The organism is Ruegeria sp. EL01, from assembly GCF_900313035.1.
GTDB lineage: Bacteria > Pseudomonadota > Alphaproteobacteria > Rhodobacterales > Rhodobacteraceae > Ruegeria.
Map to the genome: position 1 here is coordinate 128,969 of NZ_OMPS01000016.1, position 22,883 is coordinate 151,851.

Sequence of the window (22,883 nt, forward strand, 5' to 3'; positions counted from 1 at the left end):
CCCCGCAGATGCGGGGGAACCTTTCCTGTTGCAAATGCGCGGGTTGGACAAGCCCAATAATCAGCAAAGCAACTGACGCGACCTGGGGACAACATGCAGGACGAAAACGGTATCTCGTTCTTCGGCGCCCTGTGGAACGGACTGATCTGGTTCGTTCAGAACATTGCCGAAGCTTTCTATAATTTCGGATACGCCATCACGCATCCGCACCTCTGGCTGAACTGGTCGGACAAAGAAGCGATCATGCGCTTTGTCTATTACGGCGGGTCGGTCGAGTTCTTCTTTGTGATCTTTGCCCTGTTTCTGGTTTTGACGGCGATCGGCCTGTACTACCGGAACTTCATGTGGGGCATTGTGCGGGGTCTTGAAGGCTTTGCCAACACAACCGGGCGCTTCTTTGCCTGGGCGGGTTTGCTGATGGTGATCCAGCAGATCGTGATTGTTTTCATGCAGCGTGTGTTTACGCGTCCCGATATGTCTTTTGGATTCGGTATCCCGCTGCAGTTGGATATCAGCTGGTATGCTGAAGAATTGAAACTCTACAACGCAATGGTCGTCTGTCTGTGCTGTACTTATACATTCGTGCAGGGCGGACACGTCCGCGTAGACTTGATCTACGCCGGTATCAGTCACCGCGCCAAGCGCGTCGTTGATATGCTGGGCGCTGTTCTGTTCATGATGCCCGTCGCCGTGGTGACCTGGATGTACGGTTGGTACTTTATGTGGCGGCACCTGATCGTACCGAAACCTTCAGCTAGCAACTCGCTGGAGCAGCTGATGAAAAAATCCCAAGCGCTGCGCTGGAACGTCGAAACCATCGGGTTCAGCCCTAACGGATTCAACGGATACTTCCTGTTCAAAATCCTGCTGATTGCCTTTGCGGCGATGGTGTTCCTGCAAGCGATTGCGTTCCTGTACCGGTCGTATCTGGAATATGTGGAAGGACCGGAAAGCGTTGGAAAATACCTCGACAAGGACAGCCTTGGCGAGGGCGAAGAAGCCTACGAAGGCGCACATTAGGGACGGAGACCCAGACAATGTTATTCGGACTTGATGGCGTCGAGATAGGCCTCATTATCGTATTTTTCTGCCTTTTCGGAGGCATCCTTTCCGGTTTCCCTGTGGCCTTTGCCATCGGTGGGGCCGGGGTAATCTCATTCGGAATCATTGCTGCGCTGGACAGTTCCGGCCTGCTGATACATCAGGCGATCGATACAAGCTCGCAGATGTATCGGGATCTGGTTGCGACAGGCGTCAAGCCCGACGCGGTATCCGTTTTCCGATATCCGGACTTGCCGAGGATAGGTGAGCCTGTGTTCCCCTCGGGCTGGGAAACCGCACTGGACCGCAACGTATCCTTCATTGTGAACCGTATGAACGAACGTGTTCTTGCGGGGCAATCTATCGAAACGCTGCTGGCGGTTTTGATGTTCGTCCTAATGGGCATCACGCTGGAACGGTCGAAAATCGCCAACGATCTGCTGACCACGATGGCTCGGGTGTTTGGCCCGCTGCCAGGTGGGCTGGCCGTATCCATCGTAGTTGTGGGCGCGTTTCTTGCAGCCTCGACAGGGATCGTCGGCGCGACCGTGGTAACGATGGGATTGCTGGCCCTGCCGACCATGCTGCGCAACAACTATTCGCCAGAACTGGCGACCGGTGTGATCGCGGCGTCGGGGACCTTGGGACAGATCATTCCGCCTTCGATCGTGATCGTTTTGTTGGGAACGCTGGCCGGAGACCTGTATTCAACAGCTCAGGAAACCCGAGCGGTTGAAGCGGGATGTACCGATGCGTTGACCTATCTTGGCGAACCTGCAGTTGTCTCGGTCGGAACGCTGTTTCAGGCGGCCCTGCTGCCGGGAATCATGTTGGCGCTGCTCTATGCGCTTTATGCATTTGGCTATGCGCTGCTAAACCCAGATAAGGCACCGGCTGTGCCGATGTCCGGCGGAAGTGGCGAGCCGATCACCCGTGCAGAAGGTCTGACCTGGTTGTTGGCAGCGCCAGTGGGTCTGATCGTTGGCGCAGTGTTGCTGGGCAGTGTTGGACTGATCGGCAGTCAGAACGTCACGGTCTCTGCGTTCTCGGATGTCGGGCAGGGTGCATCGCTGCGCACTAACGTGTCTGAGCAGTGCGAGGCTTCGATGATTGACCTGCATGGTCAGGCAGCCTGGGATCAGGCGATTGCCGAGCAGGAAGAGATCGACGCGGCAGGCGGTGTATCAAATGCGGAACGCCTGAGCGAGGAAGATCTTGTTGCTGCACGTGACGCGAAGATTGCGGCTGCAGCTCCGATCGGGAATGGCGTGGCCGTTATTGTAGTTCTGCTGGGGCTGACGTTGGTTTTGGGTCGGGGCATCGCGCCATCGCGGTCACCGCAGCCGTTGATCCTGGGCGCGATAGGCTTGCTGTTGATGTTGCTGGTCGATGTCTTGCTGGTAGAACCAACCACGTCCTCAGGGGGCACCTTCGTGCTGTTGGCTTTGCCTTTTGCAGTGGCGATCTACGGCTGCAAGGAAGCTGCTGCGCGCTGCGCGACAAATGATCTGATCCGGGTGGTGTTCCCACCTTTGGTTCTGATCATAGCTGTGTTGGGCTCTATCCTTGGCGGTGTCACCAATCCGACACCAGCTGCTGCGTTGGGCGCGGGTGGCGCCATCATGCTGGCGGCCTATCGCAAGCTGCAGGATCAGGGCCGGTCCGGCAATGTGATCATCTGGTCGACCTTTGCCGTCATCATCTGTCTACTTCTGGGCGTAAACTTCGATTTGCGCGTCAATCAGGGTGGTGTGTCGTTCGAAAGCTGGGTCGCGTTCTTCTTTGCCTACGCAGCCTATATCTATGCCCTGTTTGGGTTGGTCTATGGATGTTGGGTCTTGTTCACCGGTGGCGTACTGACGCCGGTGGTGCGCGAGACGGCCAAGGTGACATCGATGGTGTTCACCATCCTGATCGGATCGCAACTGCTGAACCTGGTGGTGATCTCGTTCGGTGGCGAACACTATATACAGCAATTCCTCAAGAGCTTCGACAATGAGTTCACTGTCTTCCTGATCGTGATGCTGGTGTTGTTCTTTCTGGGCTTCGTACTGGATTTCCTTGAGATCATCTACATCGTGATCCCCATCGTGGGTCCGGTGATCTATGGTGGGTCGTTTGACCCGAAATGGGTCACGATCATGGTGGCCGTGAACCTGCAAACCTCGTTCCTGACGCCCCCGTTTGGGTTCGCGTTGTTCTATTTGCGAGGGGTGGCACCGAAAGAGGTGACGACGGGACATATCTATCGCGGGATCATCCCATTCGTGATCATTCAGGTGGTTGGAATCGCGATCTTGTGGTTCTTCCCAACGATCGTGACCATCGTGCCGGATCTGATCCCGAATTGAGGATTAACGAAGCAATTGGTTAAATGAAAAGGGGGCCTGCAGGCCCCCTTTGCTTTTTGTATCAGGATAAGAGGCTCTGCCCCTTCTTGGCCTTCGGCCAATTCATCCCCGGGATATTTTCAGCCAGATGAAGACCTGGGTCAGGTGAATTGAATCAGATCCCATCGGTTGCCAAAGGGGTCACGCCAGACTGCGACTGAGCCATAGGGTTCGTGGCGGGGGTCTTCTTCGAATGTGACGCCTTTGGCCAGCATGGCTTCGTGATCGCGGGCGAAGTCGTCCGTTTGCAGAAAGAAGCCGACCCGCCCTCCGGTCTGATTGCCGATTGCGGCGTGTTGTTCTGGCCCGACCGCTTTTGCCAGCAGAAGCGATGCGTCGTTGAACCCCCGAGGCGTCACGCGGACCCAGCGTTTCCCGCCCCCAAGATCGATATCCTGTATCAGTTTGAAATCGAGGGTTTCGGTATAGAACGCGATGGCATCATCGTAGTCAGGCACCACAAGGGTGACTGCGTGGAGGGATTGCTGCATTTGGTTGTTAGCCTTTGGTCGGGTGGCGATCCGGCAACTGAATGTTGGCGACCTGCTCGGCTATTGGGGCGGACGAGAGCGGATGATGTGACGGATCCTGATACTCGGTCGGGTCGTCGATCTTCTGCCATTGGCCCTGAACATAGGCTTCCAGCCCTGCGAACTTGGCTTTGTAACCCATCTTGGGGCTGCCGGGGACCCAGTAGCCCAGATAGATATAGGGCAGGCCAGCCTCGCGGGCGATATCGATGTGGTCGAGGATCATGTAGGTGCCCAGTGAATTCTGTGGCTGTACAGGATCATAAAAGGAATAGACCATGCTGAGCCCATCATCGAGGACGTCGGTCAGGCTGACAGCGATCAGATCGCCGCTTTCGGGATCCGTGTATTCGACGATACGACTGCGGATCGGAGTCTCTTCGATCATCGCGGCAAATTCGAACACGTCCATGTCCGCCATGCCACCATCGGCATGCCTGTTGTCGAGATATCCGCGGAACAAATCGTATTGCTCGTCCGTTGCCCATGGGGACTTCGCGCTGCGTTGCAGGTATGAATTGCGCTTGATCGCACGCTTCTGACTTTTTGAGGGCTGGAACGCTGAAACGTCGATCCGCGCGGACAAACAGGCTGAGCAATCCGTGCAGGATGGTCGATACAGGACGTTTTGAGATCGACGGAACCCTTGTTGGGAAAGCGAGTTATTCAGCTGATCCGCGCCTTCACCCTGAAGGGCGGTGAACAACTTCCGTTCCATCCTGCCCTTGAGATAAGGGCAGGGCTGGGGGGCTGTCACATAGAATTGTGGCGCAATGGGCAGCGTGTGTCGCATGAAGGTCCTGTGTAGCCTCGAACCGGATGATAGCAACGGTTTTTCTGGCCGCCAAGTGATTCACGCGAAGGATTTTCAGGCGCGTTGATTGATCATCGCAGTGCCAAGGAACGCATCTGTCAAACCCTGACAGCGCGCGCTGGTCATCATCATGACAACCGAGATGATCTGGATCACCGGAAACATCATGCTGACAAAGTAGCCGACGGTATGGGCAATCGCCTTTCCGGTATCCATCTTTTCACCGAATGCATCGCGCAGTTCGATCCCCATGAACCGCATGCCCAACGTGGCTGATCCATTCGCAATCGTGACAACGCGGTAGACAAAACTGACCACAGCATAGATCAGCGCGAGGATGAAAAATCCTAGCCCGAAGGTCAGCAGGATTGCCACGGTGCACAGCAGGGAAATAAAGGCGATATCGAACAGCCAGGCGACGAAGCGCTTCGTCGTTACGGACCTGTAAAATTCAGGTTGGCGATCGGGATCGGGCAGGTGTGTCATAGTCGGATCATCCAGGTGATGGGGTCAGATAACCCTGTCCCGAACAATCGGAACAGGGAAAGGGCGATCAGGCTGGTTCGCCTTTGTCAGGTTCTTCATGGTTCTCGCGAGCGCGATCATTCATGAACTCGTCGAATTCGGCCTTGTCCTTGGCTTCACGCAGACGGTGCAGGAAGGCTTCGAAATCCTGTTGTTCGCGTTCCAGGCGGGCCAGAGTGTCCGACTTGTATGCGTCAAACGCGCTGTTGCCGGACGGCTTCATCGTGCTCATGTGGCTTTGCCAGGATTTGCGGCGGCTGCAGGACTTGCTGAACATGCGTTTGCTCCAGATCATATAGGCCAGAAAGGCAAGGCCGATCGGCCAGAAGAAGATGAATCCAAGGACCATGGCAGCGATCCAGGCGCCTTTGCCTTTGTCGTCAAGCCAGGCCTCGGCACGATAGAACCATCCCGGGTTTTGCGGGGCGACGGGTTCAGTTAGTGCAGTCATTTGGGCTCTCCATGGTTGATGTAAATTCCTTTCACATTGTCTAGATGGGGTCCCGTTGGACGGATGCAAGAGGTCGATGTGAAAAAGATTTACATTTGGCGATTTGGTTGACGCGGCATGGGATCACGCGCAGTTTGCAGGCATGAATAGGACTGAAAACAAGGCCACCCCAACGCTTGACGCGATTCTGGATCTGGAAAAGCAGGTCTGGGCCGCGCTGGTCAATGGCGACGCTCAGGTAGATCGAGCTTTGCTGAGTCCGGATTTTCTGGGTGTCTATCCTTCGGGGTTTGCCAACCGAGACGATCACGTTGGACAATTCGCGGATGCGCCCACCATGGCGACATTCGAGCTGAGCGACGCCAAGCTGATGGTTTTGACGCCAGATATTGTCCTGCTGTCCTATCGTGCCGACTACCAAAGGCCCAATACAGCTGTGTGGGAGGCGATGCTGATATCCTCGCTTTGGGAGCGACGGAACGAGGTTTGGGTCAGCAGTTTCAGTCAGGACACGCCGCTGGAGCCAACCTGACGGGTTTGTCCCATTGACGACCTGACACAGCAATGCGCAGGTTGCGCTTATGACTGACGTTCTTGCCATCACCCGCCTGCCGCGTGCTTTTGATCCCGCTCTGGGGCACGAAACCCGAGCGCTCTTGCATGATTTGTCCCCCGAACATGGCGAGTTGATTGCGGGAACGGCCGGATCAAGCCCGTATCTGAAGGGCCTGATCGAGCACGAGAAGACATGGCTGCCCCAGGCGTTGCAGAACCCAGATCAGGCGTTGGATGATGTGATGGCAGCCGCCCGCGCCTTGCCTCCGGATCAATTGAAGCCGGGTTTGCGGAAAGCCAAACGCCGGATGGCCTTGCTGACCGCCCTTGCAGATATTGCCGGTGCTTGGCCCTTGGAAAAAGTCACATCAGCACTCACCGATTTTGGCGCATTGGCGGCGGATGTGGCGGCCAAAGCTGAAATCGCAGCCCTGGTGCGACGCGGCAAGCTGCCCGGAATGACAGAAGACGACGTCCAATCCGCCGCTGGAATGGTCATCCTGGCGATGGGCAAAATGGGCGCGCATGAGCTGAACTACAGCTCGGATATCGACCTGATCGTGTTGTTTGATGAAACGCGCTTTGACCCGGATGACTTCTACGAGGCGCGGCAAGGCATGGTGCGGGCCACGCGCAATTTCTGCGCAACGTTGAGCGAAAAGACGGCCGATGGCTACGTGTTCCGCACCGATCTGCGGTTGCGCCCCGATCCCGCGGTCACACCAGTCTGCATGGCGATGGAAGCGGCCGAGCGGTATTATGAAAGCCTGGGGCGCACGTGGGAACGTGCCGCCTACATCAAGGCACGCGCCTGTGCGGGGGATATCGCCGCCGGAGAGCGGTTTTTGGATAGCTTGCGTCCCTTTGTCTGGCGACGTCATCTGGACTTTGCGGCCATTCAGGACGCTCATGATATGCGCCTGCGCATCCGGGAGAACAAAGGGACCGGTGGGGCATTGTCGATCCCTGGCCATGACATGAAACTGGGGCAAGGCGGCATTCGCGAGATCGAGTTTTTCACCCAGACACGCCAGTTGATCGCGGGAGGTCGAGATCCTGATCTGCGTGTGCATGGCACGGTTCAGGGACTTGCCGCGTTGGCCTCGAAAGAGTGGGTTCCCAAGGATGTCGCAGACAAACTGACCGACCACTACCGCTTTCATCGCGAAGTCGAACACCGTATCCAGATGGTGCATGATGCCCAGACCCATAAGGTGCCGCAATCCCCCGACGGGATCGAACGTGTTGCCTGCCTGATGGGGATCAGCAGTGCCGAATTGGCATCGGATCTGACCCGACGCCTGACTGAAGTTCATGAGTTGACTGAAGGCTTTTTTGCTCCGGGTCAATCGGCGGCCACCGCCCCAGTGCAAGAGGTCGCATTCGACAAAAACGTCATGGCCCGCTGGACGACCTATCCGGCACTACGCTCGCAACGAGGGCGGCGCATTTTCGAACGTCTTAAGCCTGAACTCCTGTCGCGCCTTGCGAAATCGGCTCAACCCGAAGAAGCGTTGTTGGCATTGGATGGGTTTCTGGCAGGATTGCCAGCAGGTGTGCAGCTATTCTCGCTGTTCGAAGCCAATCCGCAGTTGATCGACTTGCTGATCGATATCGTCGGGACCTCTCATGCATTGGCCACGCATCTGTCGCGCAATGCAGCTGTTTTTGATGCGGTGATCGGCGGAAGCTTTTTTGCCGACTGGCCCGGTCAGGCGGCGCTGCAAGCAGAGCTGGCCGGTGCTTTGGCTGAAGAAACGGATTACGAAACGCAGTTGGATTTTGCCCGTCGCTGGTGCAAGGAATGGCATTTCCGGATCGGTGTGCATCACCTGCGTGGGTTGATCGGCGGGGCGCAGGCCGGTCAACATTACGCCGAACTGGCGCAGGCGGTTATTGCGGCGATTCTGCCTCATGTGGCGGATAGTTTCGCCCAAAAGCATGGACCAGCGCCAGGGCGCGGGGCCGCAGTGCTGGGCATGGGATCGATCGGGGCAGGGCGCATCAACTCGCAATCTGATCTGGATATGATCGTGATCTATGATCCATTGGATCAGGATATGTCCGAGGGCCCACGCCCGCTTGCAACACGCACTTACTATGCCCGGTTCACGCAGTCCCTGATTACGGCATTGTCTGCTCCGATGTCGCAAGGGCGCCTCTATGAGGTTGACATGCGCCTGCGCCCCTCGGGCAATCAGGGGCCAGTGGCGACCAGTTGGGTCAGTTTTACGAGCTATCAGCAGAAAGATGCATGGGTCTGGGAACATCTTGCCCTGACACGTGCCCATGTGGTGGCGGGGGATGCCGGCCTGGCTGAGGATATCGAAACCTTCCGCACTGACTTCCTGTCCTGCCCGCGCGACCGCGACCAGGTCCTGCATGAGGTGGCCGCGATGCGTGCCCGACTGGCGGCGGCAAAATCGCCGGCGGGAATCTGGGATGCCAAGAACGGACCAGGACGCCTGATGGACATCGAACTGATGGCCGAAACCGGGGCCCTATTGTCGGGCAGTCCGCAGCGTGATGTTCATGCCGGTCTGGACGGAGCGGTCGCTGCAGGCTTGCTGGATGTCGCCCAGGCACAAACGCTGAAAGACAGCTATGACCTATGCTGGTCAGTGCAATGTGCGGCGCGGCTGCTCTCGGGCAAGGTCATCGAAGCGGACAAGATCGGTGAAGGCGGTACGGCATTTCTATGCCGCGCCACCGGGTTCGATCAGGTCGAGCAGCTTAAATCCGCATTGCAGGACAGTTACATCACCGCCGCCGATCTGATTGGCAGCGTGATCAAGGAGGGCGAAGATGGCGCGCAGCAGTGATCCGAACGATCCCAAGGGGCTGATCCGCGAGGCTTACCGCATCGACGGTATCGCTTTGCCTGAGTGCCGCAGCATCTTTCTGGATTGGGCTTTGAGCTTGCCTGATAGCTTGGATCAGAAACAGGCGCTGGCCGATCTGCATACCGCCTATTCGGCGCAGGATGCCGATCATCCGATGACTCAGGTGCTGGCCGAGGGGTTGCAAACCGGACAAGCCCCGAAACGGCGCGGCGGATGGCGCGCGCGTGACCGAGGGACTTAAGGGCTTTTCCATCCGCGCCTTCGCGACTATGAGGGCGTCATGACGCAAAATGCCGTAACCGACCGCCCTCGTATCCGCCTGAAACCCAAAGCCAACGCGCGTGGCCTGCGCCATGGCTTCCCATGGGTCTATGCCAATGACATCGTCACCGACCGCCGCACCCGCAAGATTGCAGCCGGGGCGTTGGCCGTTCTCGAGGATGACAAGCGCGCACCGATCGCTTTGGTTGCGGTTAACCCCGAGTCAAAGATCATGTGCCGGGTCTTGGACCGTGATATCGACGCGCAATTGACCGTCGACTGGTTCGAAACCCGTCTGAGTCGCGCTTTGGCACTGCGCGCGCGCCTGTTTGACACGCCCTATTACCGGCTTGTCCATGCCGAAGCAGATGGCTTTCCCGGCGTTATCATCGATCGGTTCGGCGATGTCTGCGTGATCCAGCCCAACGCTGCCTGGGCTGAGGCACATCTGGACCTTCTGACCGATGCGTTGGTCAAGGTCACTGGCGTGACAACTGTGCTCAAGAACGCTTCGGGCCGCACGCGCGGACTGGAAGGCCTCGACGATGTGAACCTGACCCTTCGCGACTCCGCACCCGTTGCGCCACTGCCCGTGCCGATGAACGGTGCGACCTATATGGCAGACCTGACCGGCGGGCAGAAAACCGGCTTGTTCTATGATCAGCGCCCCAACCATGCCTTTGCTGCAGGGCTCGTCCATTCTGGCGCGCACGTGCTGGACGTCTTCAGCCATGTCGGTGGTTTTGGTTTGGCCATGCTGGCAGGAGGCGCGGAACACGCCTTGTCTGTGGATGGGTCCGCCCCCGCATTGGAGCTTGCGACGAAAGGCGCCGACGCCTCCGGTTTCGCTGACCAGTTCAGAACCCGACAAGGCGACGCTTTCGACGTCTTGGCCCAACTAGGCGAAGAGGGGGCGCAGTTCGATGTCGTCATCTGTGATCCGCCAGCCTTTGCGCCGTCAAGACAAGCGCTGGACGCCGGATTGCGGGCTTACGAACGCATCGCCCGTCTGGCCGCATCGTTGGTCAAACCAGGTGGATACCTTGGCCTCTGCTCATGCTCGCACGCGGCGGATCTTGGACGGTTTCGCGAGGCATCGTCCCGAGGTATTGGCCGTGCCGGGCGACAGGCGCAATTGATCCACACGGGCTTTGCTGGACCGGATCATCCGCAACTGCCGCAACTGGCCGAAAGTGGATACCTCAAAGCTGTGTTCTACCGGCTGTGAAGGCGGTTCTGGATACCTGTATCATCTACCCGACGGTGATGCGTGAAATGCTGTTGGGCGCGGCCCAATTGGGCCATTTCAGCCCAATCTGGTCCGCACGCATCCTCGAAGAATGGGCTCGTGCCGCCCGAAAAATAGGCCCGCAGGGCGAGGCTCAGGCGCGGGCAGAAATCGCGCTGGTGCAGGCACAATGGCCCAAGGCCGAACGTGCCGCTGCGCCGGGGGTCGAGCAACGACTGTGGTTGCCGGACGCCGCAGACATCCATGTTCTGGCCACCGCAGTCGCCAGTTCTGCGGATGTAATCGTCACCGTCAATGCCAAGGATTTTCCTAATAACATCCTCGCCGAAGAAGGTCTGGAACGTCATGATCCCGATAGCCTTCTACTCGGGTTCTGGCTCACTGATCCTGACGGTCTCGAACAGGTCGCGGGCCGCGTTCTGGCCGAGGCCAATCGGCTTTCAGGTGCGCAATGGACATTGCGGCCACTGATGAAAAAAGCCCGTCTGCCACGCCTGGGCAAAGCCCTCAGCAACCACGCTTAGTCCCTTCATCTGGCTAAAAATATCCCGGAGAGCACGAGAGGCTGGCCTCTCGCTGCCTGTAGATCAGCCACGCCCCCAACGCTGTTCAAGCGTCTCAAGCGCTGCAATGCGCTCATCTGTCTTCGGATGGCTCATCAACCATGCAGGCACCACGCCCGAGCGCTGCTCGGTCAGCGCTTCAAGCTTGTGGAATAGGGATTTCTGCGGCCCGATTCCGATCCCCGCTTTGGTCAGCAGCGCGGCCGCATATTCATCTGCCTCATACTCATCCGAACGGGACAGGCGCGATGCCAGTAGGGTCGTCAGGGCATTGGCTATGATGGCACCAATAAAGGGAATGAACCGGTTCAGAACCATCATCAACGCTGTGCGCATCGCATTTTGCCCGGAAAAGTCGATCATTCGACGCCGGGCGTGACCCAGCGCCACATGACCTAACTCATGCGCAATGACACTGGCCATTTCCTCAGCCGACACCTCACCATTCCGAAACTTGCGATAAAACCCGCGTGTGATGAATATCCGCCCGTCCGGTGCTGCCAGCCCGTTCACAGGATCAATTTCATAGATGTAGACGGGAACACGTTCTACATCCAACGCCGCAGCCAGCCGGTCCGTTAGGCGCTTAAGGGCAGGGTCGGCCAGCTCAGTCGATTTTGCATCCAACTCGCGATGCGTGCGCCAGACAGAAATCCGGTACATCACAACGGCATAAGCAATGGCCAACAGGATCGGGGTTAGGCGGAGCATGGGTTAGATATGGGATTTCAATGCCCCAAGAGCAAATGGAAAGTTGTGTTCTGGTCAGATAACGTCTCCAACCTCAGTTCGGTTCCGGCTGTCCGTTTGATTTTGCTATATTATAAATTCTGATCTTGCCAGGGCGATGGCAGCGTAAATCCGATGTCATAGCTTCGCTCCAAAAGCGCTTGCCGCCGTTTCGCTGATCCGGTCGACCCATGGAGCACCTCGACCCTACGGGGCGACAGGCCAAAATAGCCGAACGTTCCTCTGGTCCAGACGGTCTCAAGTGCCTGATGATACCCGGCAGATTCCATTTCGTCAGAACGCGCGCCGGCAGGCACCAGCAATACCCCGGATCGAGGCTTTTGCAGGGATTTTTCCGGATCATCCAACTGGTCATATGCCCAGCCCCACGACCAGACGCGATCCACCCAACCCTTCATCATGGAGGGCATGCCCCACCAGAACAGAGGAAACACAAGGCAGATGGCATCGGCACGGGCGATCCGCTCCTGCTCGACAGCAATGTCTGGCGGTGTTGCTGAACTTGAATCCGCGTCGATATCTGCCATCGACCAGCGCGGATCAAAACCTTCGCTATGTAAATCGGCAAGCTCGGCGGTGTGGCCTGCTGCCTTGGCACCCTCGATAAATTGTGCAGCACTGGCTGCGGTGAATGAGTTCGGGTCTGGATGATCAAGAATTGTCAGTACGTGCACGCGCAGGCTCTACGTTATTATTCAATGAACTTTGGTCACTGTGGAATCTCAACGTAGCTTGAGGTCAAGAAGAAAAATGCTCAGTTTTTTCGCACAATCTGATCAGGCCTGTTACCGCGTCAGTTCCCGCATTCCTTGCTCAAGCCCGGCCAATGTCATTGTCACCATCCGGTCCTCGAAGATCTCTTGGATCATGCCGATGGAATGGGTGTACTCCCAGTATTTCTCGGGAACCGGGTTGATCCACAGGTTTGAGGCCCATTGTTCGCGTGCACGCTGCAGCCAGACCTGTCCGGCCTCTTGGTTCCAGTGCTCATTGGCGCCGCCTGAGTAGGCGATTTCATAGGGGCTCATCGAGGCATCGCCGACGAAAATGCACTTGTAATCAGGACCGTAGGTGCGCAGCACTTCGTGCGTTGGCGTCTGCTGATCCCAGCGGCGGAGGTTATCTCGCCAGACGCCCTCATAGAGGCAGTTGTGGAAGTAGAAATATTCCAGATGTTTGAACTCGGTTCGCGCGGCCGAGAACAGTTCTTCGACCACCTTGATATGCGGATCCATGGAACCGCCTACGTCCAGGAACAACAACACTTTGACGGCGTTATGACGCTCGGGCCGGGTTTTGACATCCAGGTATCCGTGTTCGGCTGTGGCGCGGATCGTGCCGTCCAGATCCAGCTCCTCGGCCGCACCCTCGCGCGCCCAACGGCGCAGGCGTTTCAGGGCAACTTTGATGTCGCGCGTGCCTAGTTCAACTGTGTCGTCTAAGTTCTTGAATTCGCGCTTATCCCAAACTTTAACCGCGCGTTGATGGCGGCTTTCATTCTGACCGATGCGCACGCCTTCGGGATTGCAGCCATAGGCCCCGAACGGGGATGTGCCAGCGGTACCAATCCACTTGTTGCCGCCCTGATGGCGGCCCTGTTGGTCCTTAAGCCGTTCGCGCAGGGTGTCCATCAGCTTGTCGAACCCACCAAGGGCTTCGATCTCGGCCTTCTCTTCTTCCGATAGATGCTTTTCTGCCATTTTGGCCAGCCATTCGGCGGGGATATCGACGGCATCAAGCACTTGATCAAAAGTGATCTCGTTCAGACCTTCGAAACTGGCGGAAAAAGCGCGGTCGAACTTGTCGATATTACGCTCGTCCTTCACCATTGAGACGCGGGCCAAGTAGTAGAACGCCTCGACGTCATAGTTGGCCAGACCCTTTTTCATGCCTTCGAGAAAGGTCAGATACTCCCGCAAAGAAACGGGAATGCCGGCTTTTCGGAGGTTTTCAAAAAAGGGCAGGAACATCGCGCTACAACACCAGTCGGACCAGCACCATCGAGATTACGAGTCCGGCGAGCGCAAAAGCAATCCCAAACCCGGCGGCATATTGCGCCACATCGGCGGCGTTCCCGTTGCGTTTCCGCGCGGTCAATGCGCCCAGGATTGCACCCAATACCGCCATTCCCAGAACTACTAACATGGCTGTCTCATCCGCCTCTGTTGCTGTTGGAAGGTCTGACCGTCGCATCCCGCATCAGGGACTGAACCACCAAATCCGAGCCAAAGCCGTATCGCGCCCATCCCAGACTGTCCAGCCTGACGGCACGTGCCTGTTCCGGCTTGTCGGCCTGCTTGAGAGCTTCGGATTTCAACAACAATAGCGTGGCCAGAATCGAGGCGTTTTCTGCCCGTGTCATCACGTTTATTGCCTGATCAAGCTGGGGCAGAACTTTTGGGCCCTGATCTTGTGCCAACGCAAAAGCTGCAGTCTGCGTTGCAACATGGGCACGATGGACCTCGGTTCCCGGTGTTGCGCGCAGGAATTGCAGGGCGACCTGGAACTGGCGCTGCGCCGCTTGCGGGTTGTTGAACTGCAACATGCGCCCCATCAGATAGTGCGGATACGCCCGGCGGTGATCGGTCCAGCCAAGTTGCTGCCCGATTTGGGCGGCCTTTTGGGCCGCGCGCATCTGTCTGGGTGAGCCGGAACCAGGGCCCACGGATTTTTGAATCGCATCGATCCATTCGCGCGGTGTGTCCGAAATCGGCTGCGCCGGCAGCCGGTTACCACGCGGGTTCAGGCGGCTCAGGACACCGGGAATGACAGCAGCGACCTGTTCGCGGGTCATTCCGGTTCGTAACTCGGGCGCGTACGCTGCCCGCAAGATCAACATGTCAAAGCCGGTCAGAACGGTATGGATGTTATCGTCGTTGAACACGGAATCGGGCAGATGGTAGAGGTCATTCAACGGACCCAGCGCCTGTGCCAGCTCTTCATGCAGGCAATCGCGCATTTCCTGCGGGCTGACATCGTAGGGGATAAAGATACCGATCCGTTCGCGGCTACGCAGTTCGGTCCAGTTGCTTTTGGCCTTACGCCGATCGCGGCTGTATTCCTCAAAGCTTGAGGCGTTGGGCACAACGAAACAGGCTGCATTTGGTAGAATTCGGTGGATCTGCCTCTGGCTGACTGCCTCGATGGTGATATTCGCCTGACCCTCGTTGATCTGCCGAATGTCGAGCCTTGCCTCGCGACGCAGTCGGTCTAGCAATCGATTAAGGTCCTGTCGCATGCTGGCGGTGGACGCGCCTGTCAGCCGCACTGTGATCGGTGTTTCAAATCGTGTGAAAACAGGCAGTTGCGCACCGCTTTCCAATTCGAAATGCAAAGACAAAAAGTCGGCGGCAATATTCTTGTTGGATCGCGCGGGTGGGGCAGGTCGGGGGGCGGGGAAGGTTTTTGCCGGGGGCAGCGAGGCCTCGACAACCTTGACCTCGGCCGGCAATTCGATCGTCTCAACAGACGTGCATGCAGACAGTGTCAATGCCAGAACAAGAGCGCCCCACCGGATCATGAGCGGTTGTACTTTATAAACGGAGTCAGGGTTCCGATGCGATCATATAGCTGGCGCGCAGTGTGATTGAACTCTTGCGTCAGCCAATAAACTGACGGCGCGCCCTTTCGGTCTGCTTCGTCATAGACCGCCTGTATCAGGGCGCGGCCGACACCTGTTCCCCGCGTCTCAGGCCGGGCGTATAGGTCCTGAAGGTAACAAACCTGCTCCACTTTCCAAGCATGTCGGTGAAACAGGAAGTGGGTCAGACCAACAAGTTTGCCGTCTTGCTCGGCGACGAAACAGGAAAAATCCTGTGGATCGTCGCCGATCAACCGGGAAAAGGTCGTGTCATAGGTCGCGTCAGGGACAGTGGTTTCGTAAAAGGCCAGATAATCCCGCCACATCTCAGCCCATGCGTCCCTGTCGTCGGTGCGCAGGGCGCGGATTTTTGTTGCGTGAGCCAAGCGATACGTCCTGTATTTTTTAGTGTTTACGAACTGTACTCAGTCAATTCGATGCTGACACCCGGTCTGGGCCAAGGCAAGCTGCGATCACCGGATGTTCATGTCAGTTTAACCTTTGCGGCGTGCCATGAAGGCCAAGCGCTCAAAAAGATGCACATCCTGCTCATTCTTAAGCAAAGCACCGTGCAGTTTTGGCAACGCGTTTGCCCCGTCGCGTTTGAGGTCCTCGGCCGTCAGGTCTTCGGCCAGCAACAGCTTCAACCAGTCCAGAACCTCGGATGTCGACGGTTTTTTCTTCAAGCCCTGAGTCTCTCGGATCTCATAGAATTGCGTCAGCGCGGTTGTTAACAACGCGTCTTTTATACCGGGATGATGCACCTCGACGATCCGGCGCATCGTGGCGTCATCGGGAAAGCGAATGTAGTGAAAGAAACAGCGGCGCAAAAACGCGTCGGGCAGTTCTTTTTCATTGTTCGAGGTAATAATCACGATCGGTCGGTTTTTGGCCCGGACAGTCGCGCCAGTCTCGTAGACGTGGAACTCCATCTTATCGAGTTCCTGCAGCAGGTCGTTGGGGAATTCGATGTCGGCCTTGTCGATCTCATCGATCAGCAGAACCACTTTTTCATCCGCCTCAAACGCCTGCCATAGCTTACCCTTGCGGATGTAGTTCGACACGTCATGCACGCGTTCTTCACCCAACTGGCTGTCGCGCAACCGGCTGACCGCATCGTATTCATAAAGGCCCTGCTGTGCACGGGTGGTGGATTTGATATTCCACTCGATCATCTTCAATCCCAGTGCACCGGCCACCTGCTTGGCCAGTTCGGTCTTGCCGGTGCCGGGTTCCCCTTTGACCAGCAATGGGCGTTCCAGCGTCACAGCAGCATTTACAGCGATGGTCAGGTCGTCAGTGGCAACATATTCAGCTGTGCCTTGGAAACGTGCGGTCATAAGCCCCTCATGTGGTTATGCGCGATGAACGAGCAAGAGTGTGGTGTCCGGGTTACAGAGGGGCAACGTTTTTGACAACCCGGGCCCCTGCGTCGGATGCAGCGATTTTTGCAGCAAGTCCAATCTCTTTGGCTTGATTCGTCGAGAATCCGCTTTTTCGGCGCGCACAAATTGCCTTGAAATCGCCCGCTGAATTTCACAGAAAAACAAGGTTTTGTTGTTTTAAGTCTCGTGTTTAGACAGGTCCTGTCAGCAGCGTATCGGTGCGACGTTTGTGTAGTGACATTCTTACGCGCGTCGGATAAACGCTGCGCAGAAGGGGGTGCCAAATGTCAGGTGAAACGACCGCGACCGACGTTTCTGGCCATACCAAGGGAGCCAATATGAAGCAGGAAGTTTTTCTGCCGGAAGATTATCGCCCGGCCGAAGATGAACCGTTCATGAATGATCGACAGCTTGAGTATTTTCGTCGCAAGTTGTTGGATTGGAAGACTGAACTTTTAGCAGGCAGCCGCGACACCATCGAAGGATTGCAGGACAATACCCGCAACATTCCCGATGTCGCTGACCGCGCAAGCGAAGAGACTGATCGTGCGCTTGAACTGCGTACACGGGATCGTCAGCGCAAGCTGGTGTCCAAGATCGACTCCGCACTGCGCCGGATCGACGAAGGTGAGTATGGGTATTGCGAAAAGACGGGTGATCCGATTTCGCTGAAGCGTCTGGATGCGCGTCCAATCGCGACCATGACGCTTGAGGCACAGGAACGTCACGAACGCCGCGAGAAAGTCCACCGCGACGATTGATCGCCGCGACTTTGCAAAGCAAAAACGCCGGAGCTTATGGCTCCGGCGTTTTTTGTGCGATAAGTCTGCTTTATGAATGTTGAAACTCTGAAAATCGGCGTTGTTGGCGCCGGAATTGGTGGTCTGGCGGCTGCGATTGCGCTGCGCAAAAAAGGTGCCAAGGTTGTTGTCCTGGAACAAGCGCAGGAAGTCGCCGAAGTTGGGGCCGGGCTGCAGATAAGTGCAAACGGTCTGAACGTTCTTAAGGCGCTGGGGGTTCTCGGGGACGGTCCCGACAGGGGTCAACGATCCTACGGAACGATCCTGCGTGACTACAAATCCGGGCGGTTTATCAGCCGGATCGGAGAGCCCGCTGCCGGTCCGACATATTACTACCACCGTGCGGACTTGATTGACTTGCTGCTCAAATCCGCGGGTGAGGTCGGTGTTGAGGTTCGCCTTGGCAACAAAGTTCAGGAGATCCACGAACGCCCAGACATTGCCCAGGTACAGTTGGCAAATGGGGATGTCTTGTCAGTAGATGTCGTGGTTGCCGCAGATGGCGGGCGCAGTTCGATCCGTCCCATCCTGAACGGTGAGGAAATCCTTGGTTTCACCAATCAGGTGGCGTGGCGTGCGACGATCCCGTGGGATCGCGTGTCAAAACTGCCCAAAGCACATCTGACCATGGGGCCGGGGCGCCATGTGGTGACCTATCCGCTGCGCGATCAGAGCCTTCTCAATATTGTGGCCATCGAAGAGAGGTCGGACTGGCAGGATGAAGGTTGGCGCCTGAAAGGGGATCCGGACGACCTGCGCGCGCGGTTTTCGGATTTTGGCGGCAAAGTGAACGAAATACTGCAGGAGGTTCATGACACCTATCTCTGGGCTTTGTTCCTGCGGCCAGTTGCGCGAAAATGGCAGAACGGGCGCATTGCATTGCTAGGGGACGCGGCGCATCCGACGCTGCCCTTCATGGCTCAGGGTGCATGTCTCGCGCTTGAGGATGCGTGGATGCTGGCACGGTCCTTCGATGGCAACAGCGTCGCTGATGCGCTGAGCGCCTATGAGGCCGCGCGCACAGCGCGGGCTCGAAAGGTGGTCGACGCCGCATCAGCCAATGCGCGAAACTTTCACTTGCGTGGACCGGCGCGCATTGCGGCCCAAGTGGCGCTGACCGCTTTCGGGGGGCGATTGGGTCGGCGATACGACTGGATCTATAACTATGACGCGACCGCCTGAGCGATCACAGATCAAGATCGATCCAGACAGGAACATGATCTGACGGTTTCTCGTGCCCGCGAATCTCTGCATCGATCCGACAATCGCGCATCAGGTCCGCAGCCTGCGGGGTCAGCAGGAAATGATCGATGCGAATACCGTCATTCTTGTTCCACGCACCCGCCTGATAGTCCCAGAAAGAGTAATGACCGGGTCCCTTTGTGTGCGCCCGGAAGGCTTCGGTGAACCCTAGGTTCAAAATCTTGCGAAACGCCGCGCGACTTTCAGGTCGGAACAAAGCATCCTCGCGCCAGGCATCCGGGCGTTTGGCGTCTTCGGCTTGCGGAATGATATTGTAATCGCCAGCCATCAAAGCGGCATCTTCGCTGGCCAGCAAGTCGCGCGCCCGGTCGTACAAACGCTCCATCCACGCCAGCTTATAATCGTATTTAGGCCCGGGCACAGGGTTGCCATTGGGCAGGTACAACCCACAAATCCGCAACGCTTGCTTGCCAACCACCGTTGCTTCGATCCAGCGGGCCTGTTCATCCTCGCTATCACCGGGCAGGCCGCGCGTTACATCCTCCAGCGGAAGTTTCGACAGGATCGCCACGCCGTTAAAGCTTTTCTGCCCATGGGTTTCGACGTTATACCCGCGCTCTTCGAACAGTTCGCGGGGGAAGTTTTCGTCAACCGACTTGATTTCCTGAAGCAAAACAACATCCGGCTGCGCATCGTCCAACCAACGGGGCAAAGCTTCGGCCCGCGCCTTGATGCCATTGATGTTAAATGTGGCGATTTTCATGCGCGATCCTCCGAAGCACTATGGCAACCTATCGCCCAGATTAGAACCAACGGCAAGTTGGTCAGCGTTGGTGCGAGGTTCTGCCTCGCGCTCCGGGATATTTTTGGCCAGATGAAGAACGCATTCTTAACCGACTTGTCCGATCACGGATAAGCGATACAGGCGGGGACGTCGATGACCGCGCCGAGTGAAGCTCTCCGGTTGTAAAACGCCAGAGATGTTTGACTTTTCCGTCACAACATTGATCCAACAGGATCCCGGTCGAACTCTCCAATCTCCAGCATCAAACGTCAGATATTTTCGGCACCGCACCGCACCGCACCGCGCTGCACAGCCGCAAGGCCGCTTTGAGCTCGCTTTGATCAATGCTGCAAGCTGCACTAATGGCGTCTCTTGAGTTCCGTGGAGCATAGGTCAAGCTAGTTTTGTGGCTCCAGTCCTAGTACACTGCGCAACTGATTACGCGTGTAATCTGTGAAATGGAACGCGCGCCATCCGCAACGAACCGCAGCTGGGACGTTCTTTGGGCAGTCATCGAGTAGAAGCATCTGTTTTGGTTCAGCTTCAAGCGTATCCGTCACATGTTTGAAAAACGCCGGGTCCGGCTTGCGAACGCCCATTCGACCGGATGCGAACACATGCTCAACACGGTTTCCAAAACCCATCTCGCGCTCAATGAATGCCGCCCGGCGAGCCTCGTTATTGGTTACGATGATTTGACGAACGCCGCGGCTGCTCAGTGTATCCATCGCCATCGTAACGTCCGCGTCCGGTAGAGCATCATTCTTAAACCAATATGAAAGAAGCGCGTCAGCGCCTTTGGTATAGTTGACGGAGCGGGCCCAATCTTCGATGCGGTCGCGCAAATCCACCTTGCCTGTGATGACTTCGTCAAAACCCTTGCGGAAGATTATTTCTGTGAAGTCATTAAGCGAATGACCAATATCGATCTCGAACGTATCTGCCCAAATAAACCTGCCGTTCACAATGTTGCGGTTTATCACGCCGTCGAAATCCCAGGCGACAATGGTACCGGGATCATATGTACCACTAGGTTGAATCATACTATGAGGCTAAGCGACTGTTGCAACGAATACCAGCGAGAGCACGAGGCGCAGAAGCGGATTTTTGCTCGGCAGCAGTGAACTGCAGCTTTGTCCGCAGTCTGTGAGTTCGCCGATCCAGGGGTCGTGCAATTGCAGCGAACGTCTCCTTTGGCGGGCCGCATCGCAGCATCCCGAGCAGCGGGGCAATGTCTGGGATAGGCCGAACCGCATGTAGGGCAAAGGTAGCGAAAACAGAGGGATGTAGTCCTTGTGGTTACATTCTCTAAATCAACTACCAATTCGCGCCCGCGCAATTCCAATAGAGCCTCATCAGACTGCAGCCACTTTGCACAACGTTCACCAACCACATCAATGTGAAGTCGTGGGCTGCCCACCGAACTCGCCAATCCCGTTGTCACTGTAGTCGCGGCATTTCGCTTGAAGGGTGCAAAGAACAGCAGCCGAGTTGGCCTCCGCTCCACCACTGGTAAAGTGGCCGCCTGACCCCTGTGGAAGCCCTGCGCGGCGGGCCAGCTCATTGATAACATGTTGCTCAATCTCCACGGCCGCTGGAGCGTGGGAATATACACAGATCTGCGGGTTGAACGCCGAAGCAATCCGGTCAGCGCATTCCGACGCGAAACTTGGCGCAGGATTGAATAGCCCAAGATAGCCGGGATGCGTCATCTGAACGCTACCCTTGTCGAGAGCGTCCATCACCCAATCCATCAAAGGTTCCAAGTCTTCGACCTCGTCGAACTGCTTTGCCTGGAGTTCGGCCACCCATTCAGGAGACGGTTCTTCAGCGTTGGCCTTGCGACTTGAAAATTGTCGACGAACATTGCCCAGCCGTGCTGTCAGTGCGTTCTCGGCGGCATCCAATTCATCGAAACTCGGAAACAGGGCAACGCGTCCACGCATCTCATTCTCCTTCATGAGCGGTCTGGGAGTTAACTACACCAACGTGCTGACGTTTCGACCCGAAACATGCTCTTTACAAGCTGACCTGAGTGATTGACGTCCCCAAAGTCAAACGGCAGCTTTATATGACTGATCTTTGGCGAAATCGGATTTCTCAGCACCATCTCCGCTGAGCGGTCGTTCAACGCATAGATGCCCAGCGGAAATCGACAGATGACAGCTTAGAGTTCAAAGTGACGTGGATTGCGGCATGCGCATAAGGTGCGCACGACAAAAGTGGGGATCATCTTGTGACCGAAGTAGAGCAAACACCTAAATCTGATAATACAGACGACATCCGTGGCGTGCGCCCAGTGATCCTTTTGATTGCTGGTTTTGGTGACGACGCTAGTATGTTCGCAGGCCTGTCCCGCACTCATCTCGCAGACACTTATCTTTTGTTGCCGCTTGATCTTCCGGGTTTTGGCGCGCCGCCGCTAGAAGTAGATACCACGTTGGATGCTCTGGCGAAGTTTGTGGTTAAGGAAGCAAAAGAAGCCGGAGCAGAGATTATTGTGGCTCATTCGGTAGCTTCCGTAATCGCATCTATCGCCGCTAAACAACCGGAATGCCCACTAACAACCATCATATCACTTGAGGGCAATATTACCGCTGAAGACGCGTACTTCTCGGGGACCGCCGCGGATTACGACAGTCCTGACGCTTTCAGAACGGCGTTTCTGGCGCGTCTTGATGAGATGGCGGCAAAAGAGCCCATCATAACTCGTTATCGAGAAGTGGCGTCACAAGCCGATCCCCAGGCGCTTTGGCAACTTGGCACTGATGCACGCCTTTTCTCGGCCACTCATATGCCCGGCGAGATTTTGGCCGAAACTGTCCATGTAACATATTTCTACAATCCGGAGAATTGCCCGGAGACCACACTTCGTTGGCTGGATGAGCATCCTATGGATCGAATGGTTCTGGATGACGCCACTCATTGGGCGAGTGTTGATCAACCTGAAACCCTCGCTGACAAGATTGCCGAAGTGTTGAGGTGAGGCGCTCAGATACCGCCATTCATTGAGCTCTAACTGACGGCAAACTTGTCCACGCTGAAGTCGTCAAGAACACATATTGCTGCACTATGAACCAATGTCCGGTTACGGGAAGCTGGCTGATGGAATTCGAGCAGAGTTTAATGCCGGCAAAGGGCCGTGCCTGCCGAGGGCAG

24 protein-coding genes are annotated in these 22,883 nt (G+C 56.6%); 10 read left to right on the top strand and 14 right to left on the bottom strand.

Features of this window, described 5'->3' with window-relative positions; all coding sequences use genetic code 11:
* Positions 1-93: 93 nt before the first annotated feature.
* Together D9K61_RS08915 and D9K61_RS08920 are read left to right on the top strand one after the other, a co-directional pair.
* A complete protein-coding gene (locus tag D9K61_RS08915) occupies positions 94-1,020 on the top strand; it encodes a TRAP transporter small permease subunit (protein ID WP_120632885.1) in 927 nt (308 codons plus the stop codon).
* Positions 1,021-1,037: 17 nt separating this feature from the next.
* Entirely contained in the window at positions 1,038-3,392 is a 2,355-nt protein-coding gene (locus D9K61_RS08920) for a TRAP transporter large permease subunit (protein ID WP_120632886.1), read from the top strand.
* 140 nt (positions 3,393-3,532) lie between these two features.
* Here D9K61_RS08920 and D9K61_RS08925 read toward each other — a convergent pair whose 3' ends face one another.
* From D9K61_RS08925 to D9K61_RS08940, 4 genes are all read right to left on the bottom strand, one after another.
* A complete protein-coding gene (locus D9K61_RS08925) occupies positions 3,533-3,922 on the bottom strand; it encodes a VOC family protein (RefSeq protein WP_120632887.1) in 390 nt (129 codons plus the stop codon).
* Between the two features lie 7 nt (positions 3,923-3,929).
* Positions 3,930-4,754, bottom strand: a complete 825-nt coding sequence (locus D9K61_RS08930) for an arginyltransferase (RefSeq protein WP_120632888.1) — start codon at positions 4,752-4,754, stop codon at positions 3,930-3,932.
* Between the two features lie 75 nt (positions 4,755-4,829).
* Entirely contained in the window at positions 4,830-5,261 is a 432-nt protein-coding gene (locus D9K61_RS08935) for an RDD family protein (RefSeq protein ID WP_120632889.1), read from the bottom strand.
* Positions 5,262-5,328: 67 nt separating this feature from the next.
* Complete coding sequence (locus D9K61_RS08940) at positions 5,329-5,751, bottom strand: DUF2852 domain-containing protein (protein WP_120632890.1); 423 nt, start codon at positions 5,749-5,751, stop codon at positions 5,329-5,331.
* Positions 5,752-5,893: 142 nt separating this feature from the next.
* Here D9K61_RS08940 and D9K61_RS08945 point away from each other — a divergent pair, with 142 nt between their 5' ends.
* The 5 genes from D9K61_RS08945 to D9K61_RS08965 are packed head-to-tail and all read left to right on the top strand — an operon-like array spanning position 5,894 to position 11,183.
* On the top strand, positions 5,894-6,283 hold the full coding sequence (locus tag D9K61_RS08945; protein WP_254055731.1) for a nuclear transport factor 2 family protein: 390 nt from the start codon (positions 5,894-5,896) through the stop codon (positions 6,281-6,283).
* 49 nt (positions 6,284-6,332) lie between these two features.
* The gene (locus D9K61_RS08950) at positions 6,333-9,128 is read left to right on the top strand and encodes a glutamine-synthetase adenylyltransferase (protein WP_120632892.1); all 2,796 of its coding nucleotides are present in this window, start codon (positions 6,333-6,335) and stop codon (positions 9,126-9,128) included.
* On the top strand, positions 9,112-9,390 hold the full coding sequence (locus D9K61_RS08955; RefSeq protein ID WP_120632893.1) for a hypothetical protein: 279 nt from the start codon (positions 9,112-9,114) through the stop codon (positions 9,388-9,390). Before D9K61_RS08950 ends, D9K61_RS08955 begins: the two co-directional genes overlap by 17 nt.
* Before the next feature lie 39 nt (positions 9,391-9,429).
* Positions 9,430-10,638 carry an RSP_2647 family RNA methyltransferase gene (locus D9K61_RS08960; protein WP_120632894.1) on the top strand — a complete coding sequence of 403 codons (1,209 nt, stop codon included), beginning with the start codon at positions 9,430-9,432 and terminating at the stop codon, positions 10,636-10,638.
* On the top strand, positions 10,635-11,183 hold the full coding sequence (locus tag D9K61_RS08965; RefSeq protein WP_120632895.1) for an RSP_2648 family PIN domain-containing protein: 549 nt from the start codon (positions 10,635-10,637) through the stop codon (positions 11,181-11,183). The genes D9K61_RS08960 and D9K61_RS08965 overlap by 4 nt, the downstream gene beginning before the upstream one ends.
* Before the next feature lie 63 nt (positions 11,184-11,246).
* Here the strand turns inward: D9K61_RS08965 and D9K61_RS08970 are convergent, their stop codons facing one another.
* From D9K61_RS08970 to D9K61_RS08995, 7 genes are all read right to left on the bottom strand, one after another.
* Positions 11,247-11,933 carry a M48 family metallopeptidase gene (locus D9K61_RS08970; protein WP_120632896.1) on the bottom strand — a complete coding sequence of 229 codons (687 nt, stop codon included), beginning with the start codon at positions 11,931-11,933 and terminating at the stop codon, positions 11,247-11,249.
* 110 nt (positions 11,934-12,043) lie between these two features.
* Positions 12,044-12,646, bottom strand: a complete 603-nt coding sequence (locus tag D9K61_RS08975; protein WP_162946813.1) for an NAD(P)H-dependent oxidoreductase — start codon at positions 12,644-12,646, stop codon at positions 12,044-12,046.
* Positions 12,647-12,757: 111 nt separating this feature from the next.
* Positions 12,758-13,942 carry a VWA domain-containing protein gene (locus D9K61_RS08980; protein WP_120632898.1) on the bottom strand — a complete coding sequence of 395 codons (1,185 nt, stop codon included), beginning with the start codon at positions 13,940-13,942 and terminating at the stop codon, positions 12,758-12,760.
* Between the two features lie 4 nt (positions 13,943-13,946).
* Entirely contained in the window at positions 13,947-14,117 is a 171-nt protein-coding gene (locus D9K61_RS26920; protein WP_162946814.1) for a hypothetical protein, read from the bottom strand.
* 7 nt (positions 14,118-14,124) lie between these two features.
* Positions 14,125-15,492: a DUF2927 domain-containing protein gene (locus tag D9K61_RS08985; protein WP_120632899.1), complete on the bottom strand. Its 1,368-nt coding sequence runs from the start codon at positions 15,490-15,492 to the stop codon at positions 14,125-14,127.
* Positions 15,489-15,938 carry an N-acetyltransferase family protein gene (locus D9K61_RS08990; RefSeq protein WP_371688465.1) on the bottom strand — a complete coding sequence of 150 codons (450 nt, stop codon included), beginning with the start codon at positions 15,936-15,938 and terminating at the stop codon, positions 15,489-15,491. Before D9K61_RS08990 ends, D9K61_RS08985 begins: the two co-directional genes overlap by 4 nt.
* Before the next feature lie 108 nt (positions 15,939-16,046).
* Positions 16,047-16,892 carry a MoxR family ATPase gene (locus D9K61_RS08995; RefSeq protein ID WP_120632900.1) on the bottom strand — a complete coding sequence of 282 codons (846 nt, stop codon included), beginning with the start codon at positions 16,890-16,892 and terminating at the stop codon, positions 16,047-16,049.
* 383 nt (positions 16,893-17,275) lie between these two features.
* On the opposite strand from D9K61_RS08995, the gene dksA reads away from it, so the two are divergent.
* Both dksA and D9K61_RS09005 read left to right on the top strand, forming a co-directional pair.
* Positions 17,276-17,698, top strand: coding sequence for an RNA polymerase-binding protein DksA (gene dksA / locus D9K61_RS09000; RefSeq protein ID WP_120632936.1), 423 nt, complete (start codon positions 17,276-17,278; stop codon positions 17,696-17,698).
* A 72-nt stretch (positions 17,699-17,770) separates the two neighbouring features.
* Positions 17,771-18,919, top strand: a complete 1,149-nt coding sequence (locus tag D9K61_RS09005) for an FAD-dependent monooxygenase (protein WP_120632901.1) — start codon at positions 17,771-17,773, stop codon at positions 18,917-18,919.
* A gap of 4 nt (positions 18,920-18,923) precedes the next feature.
* Here D9K61_RS09005 and xth read toward each other — a convergent pair whose 3' ends face one another.
* The 3 genes from xth to D9K61_RS09020 all read right to left on the bottom strand — a co-directional run bounded on the left by xth (position 18,924) and on the right by D9K61_RS09020 (position 21,670).
* Positions 18,924-19,703: an exodeoxyribonuclease III gene (gene xth / locus D9K61_RS09010; protein ID WP_120632902.1), complete on the bottom strand. Its 780-nt coding sequence runs from the start codon at positions 19,701-19,703 to the stop codon at positions 18,924-18,926.
* Positions 19,704-20,122: 419 nt separating this feature from the next.
* On the bottom strand, positions 20,123-20,767 hold the full coding sequence (locus D9K61_RS09015; protein WP_120632903.1) for an HAD-IA family hydrolase: 645 nt from the start codon (positions 20,765-20,767) through the stop codon (positions 20,123-20,125).
* Between the two features lie 351 nt (positions 20,768-21,118).
* Positions 21,119-21,670: a pyridoxal-dependent decarboxylase gene (locus D9K61_RS09020; protein WP_162946815.1), complete on the bottom strand. Its 552-nt coding sequence runs from the start codon at positions 21,668-21,670 to the stop codon at positions 21,119-21,121.
* 290 nt (positions 21,671-21,960) lie between these two features.
* Between D9K61_RS09020 and D9K61_RS09025 the strand changes: the two genes are divergently transcribed.
* Complete coding sequence (locus D9K61_RS09025; RefSeq protein WP_162946816.1) at positions 21,961-22,710, top strand: alpha/beta fold hydrolase; 750 nt, start codon at positions 21,961-21,963, stop codon at positions 22,708-22,710.
* The last annotated feature ends 173 nt before the right edge of the window (positions 22,711-22,883 follow it).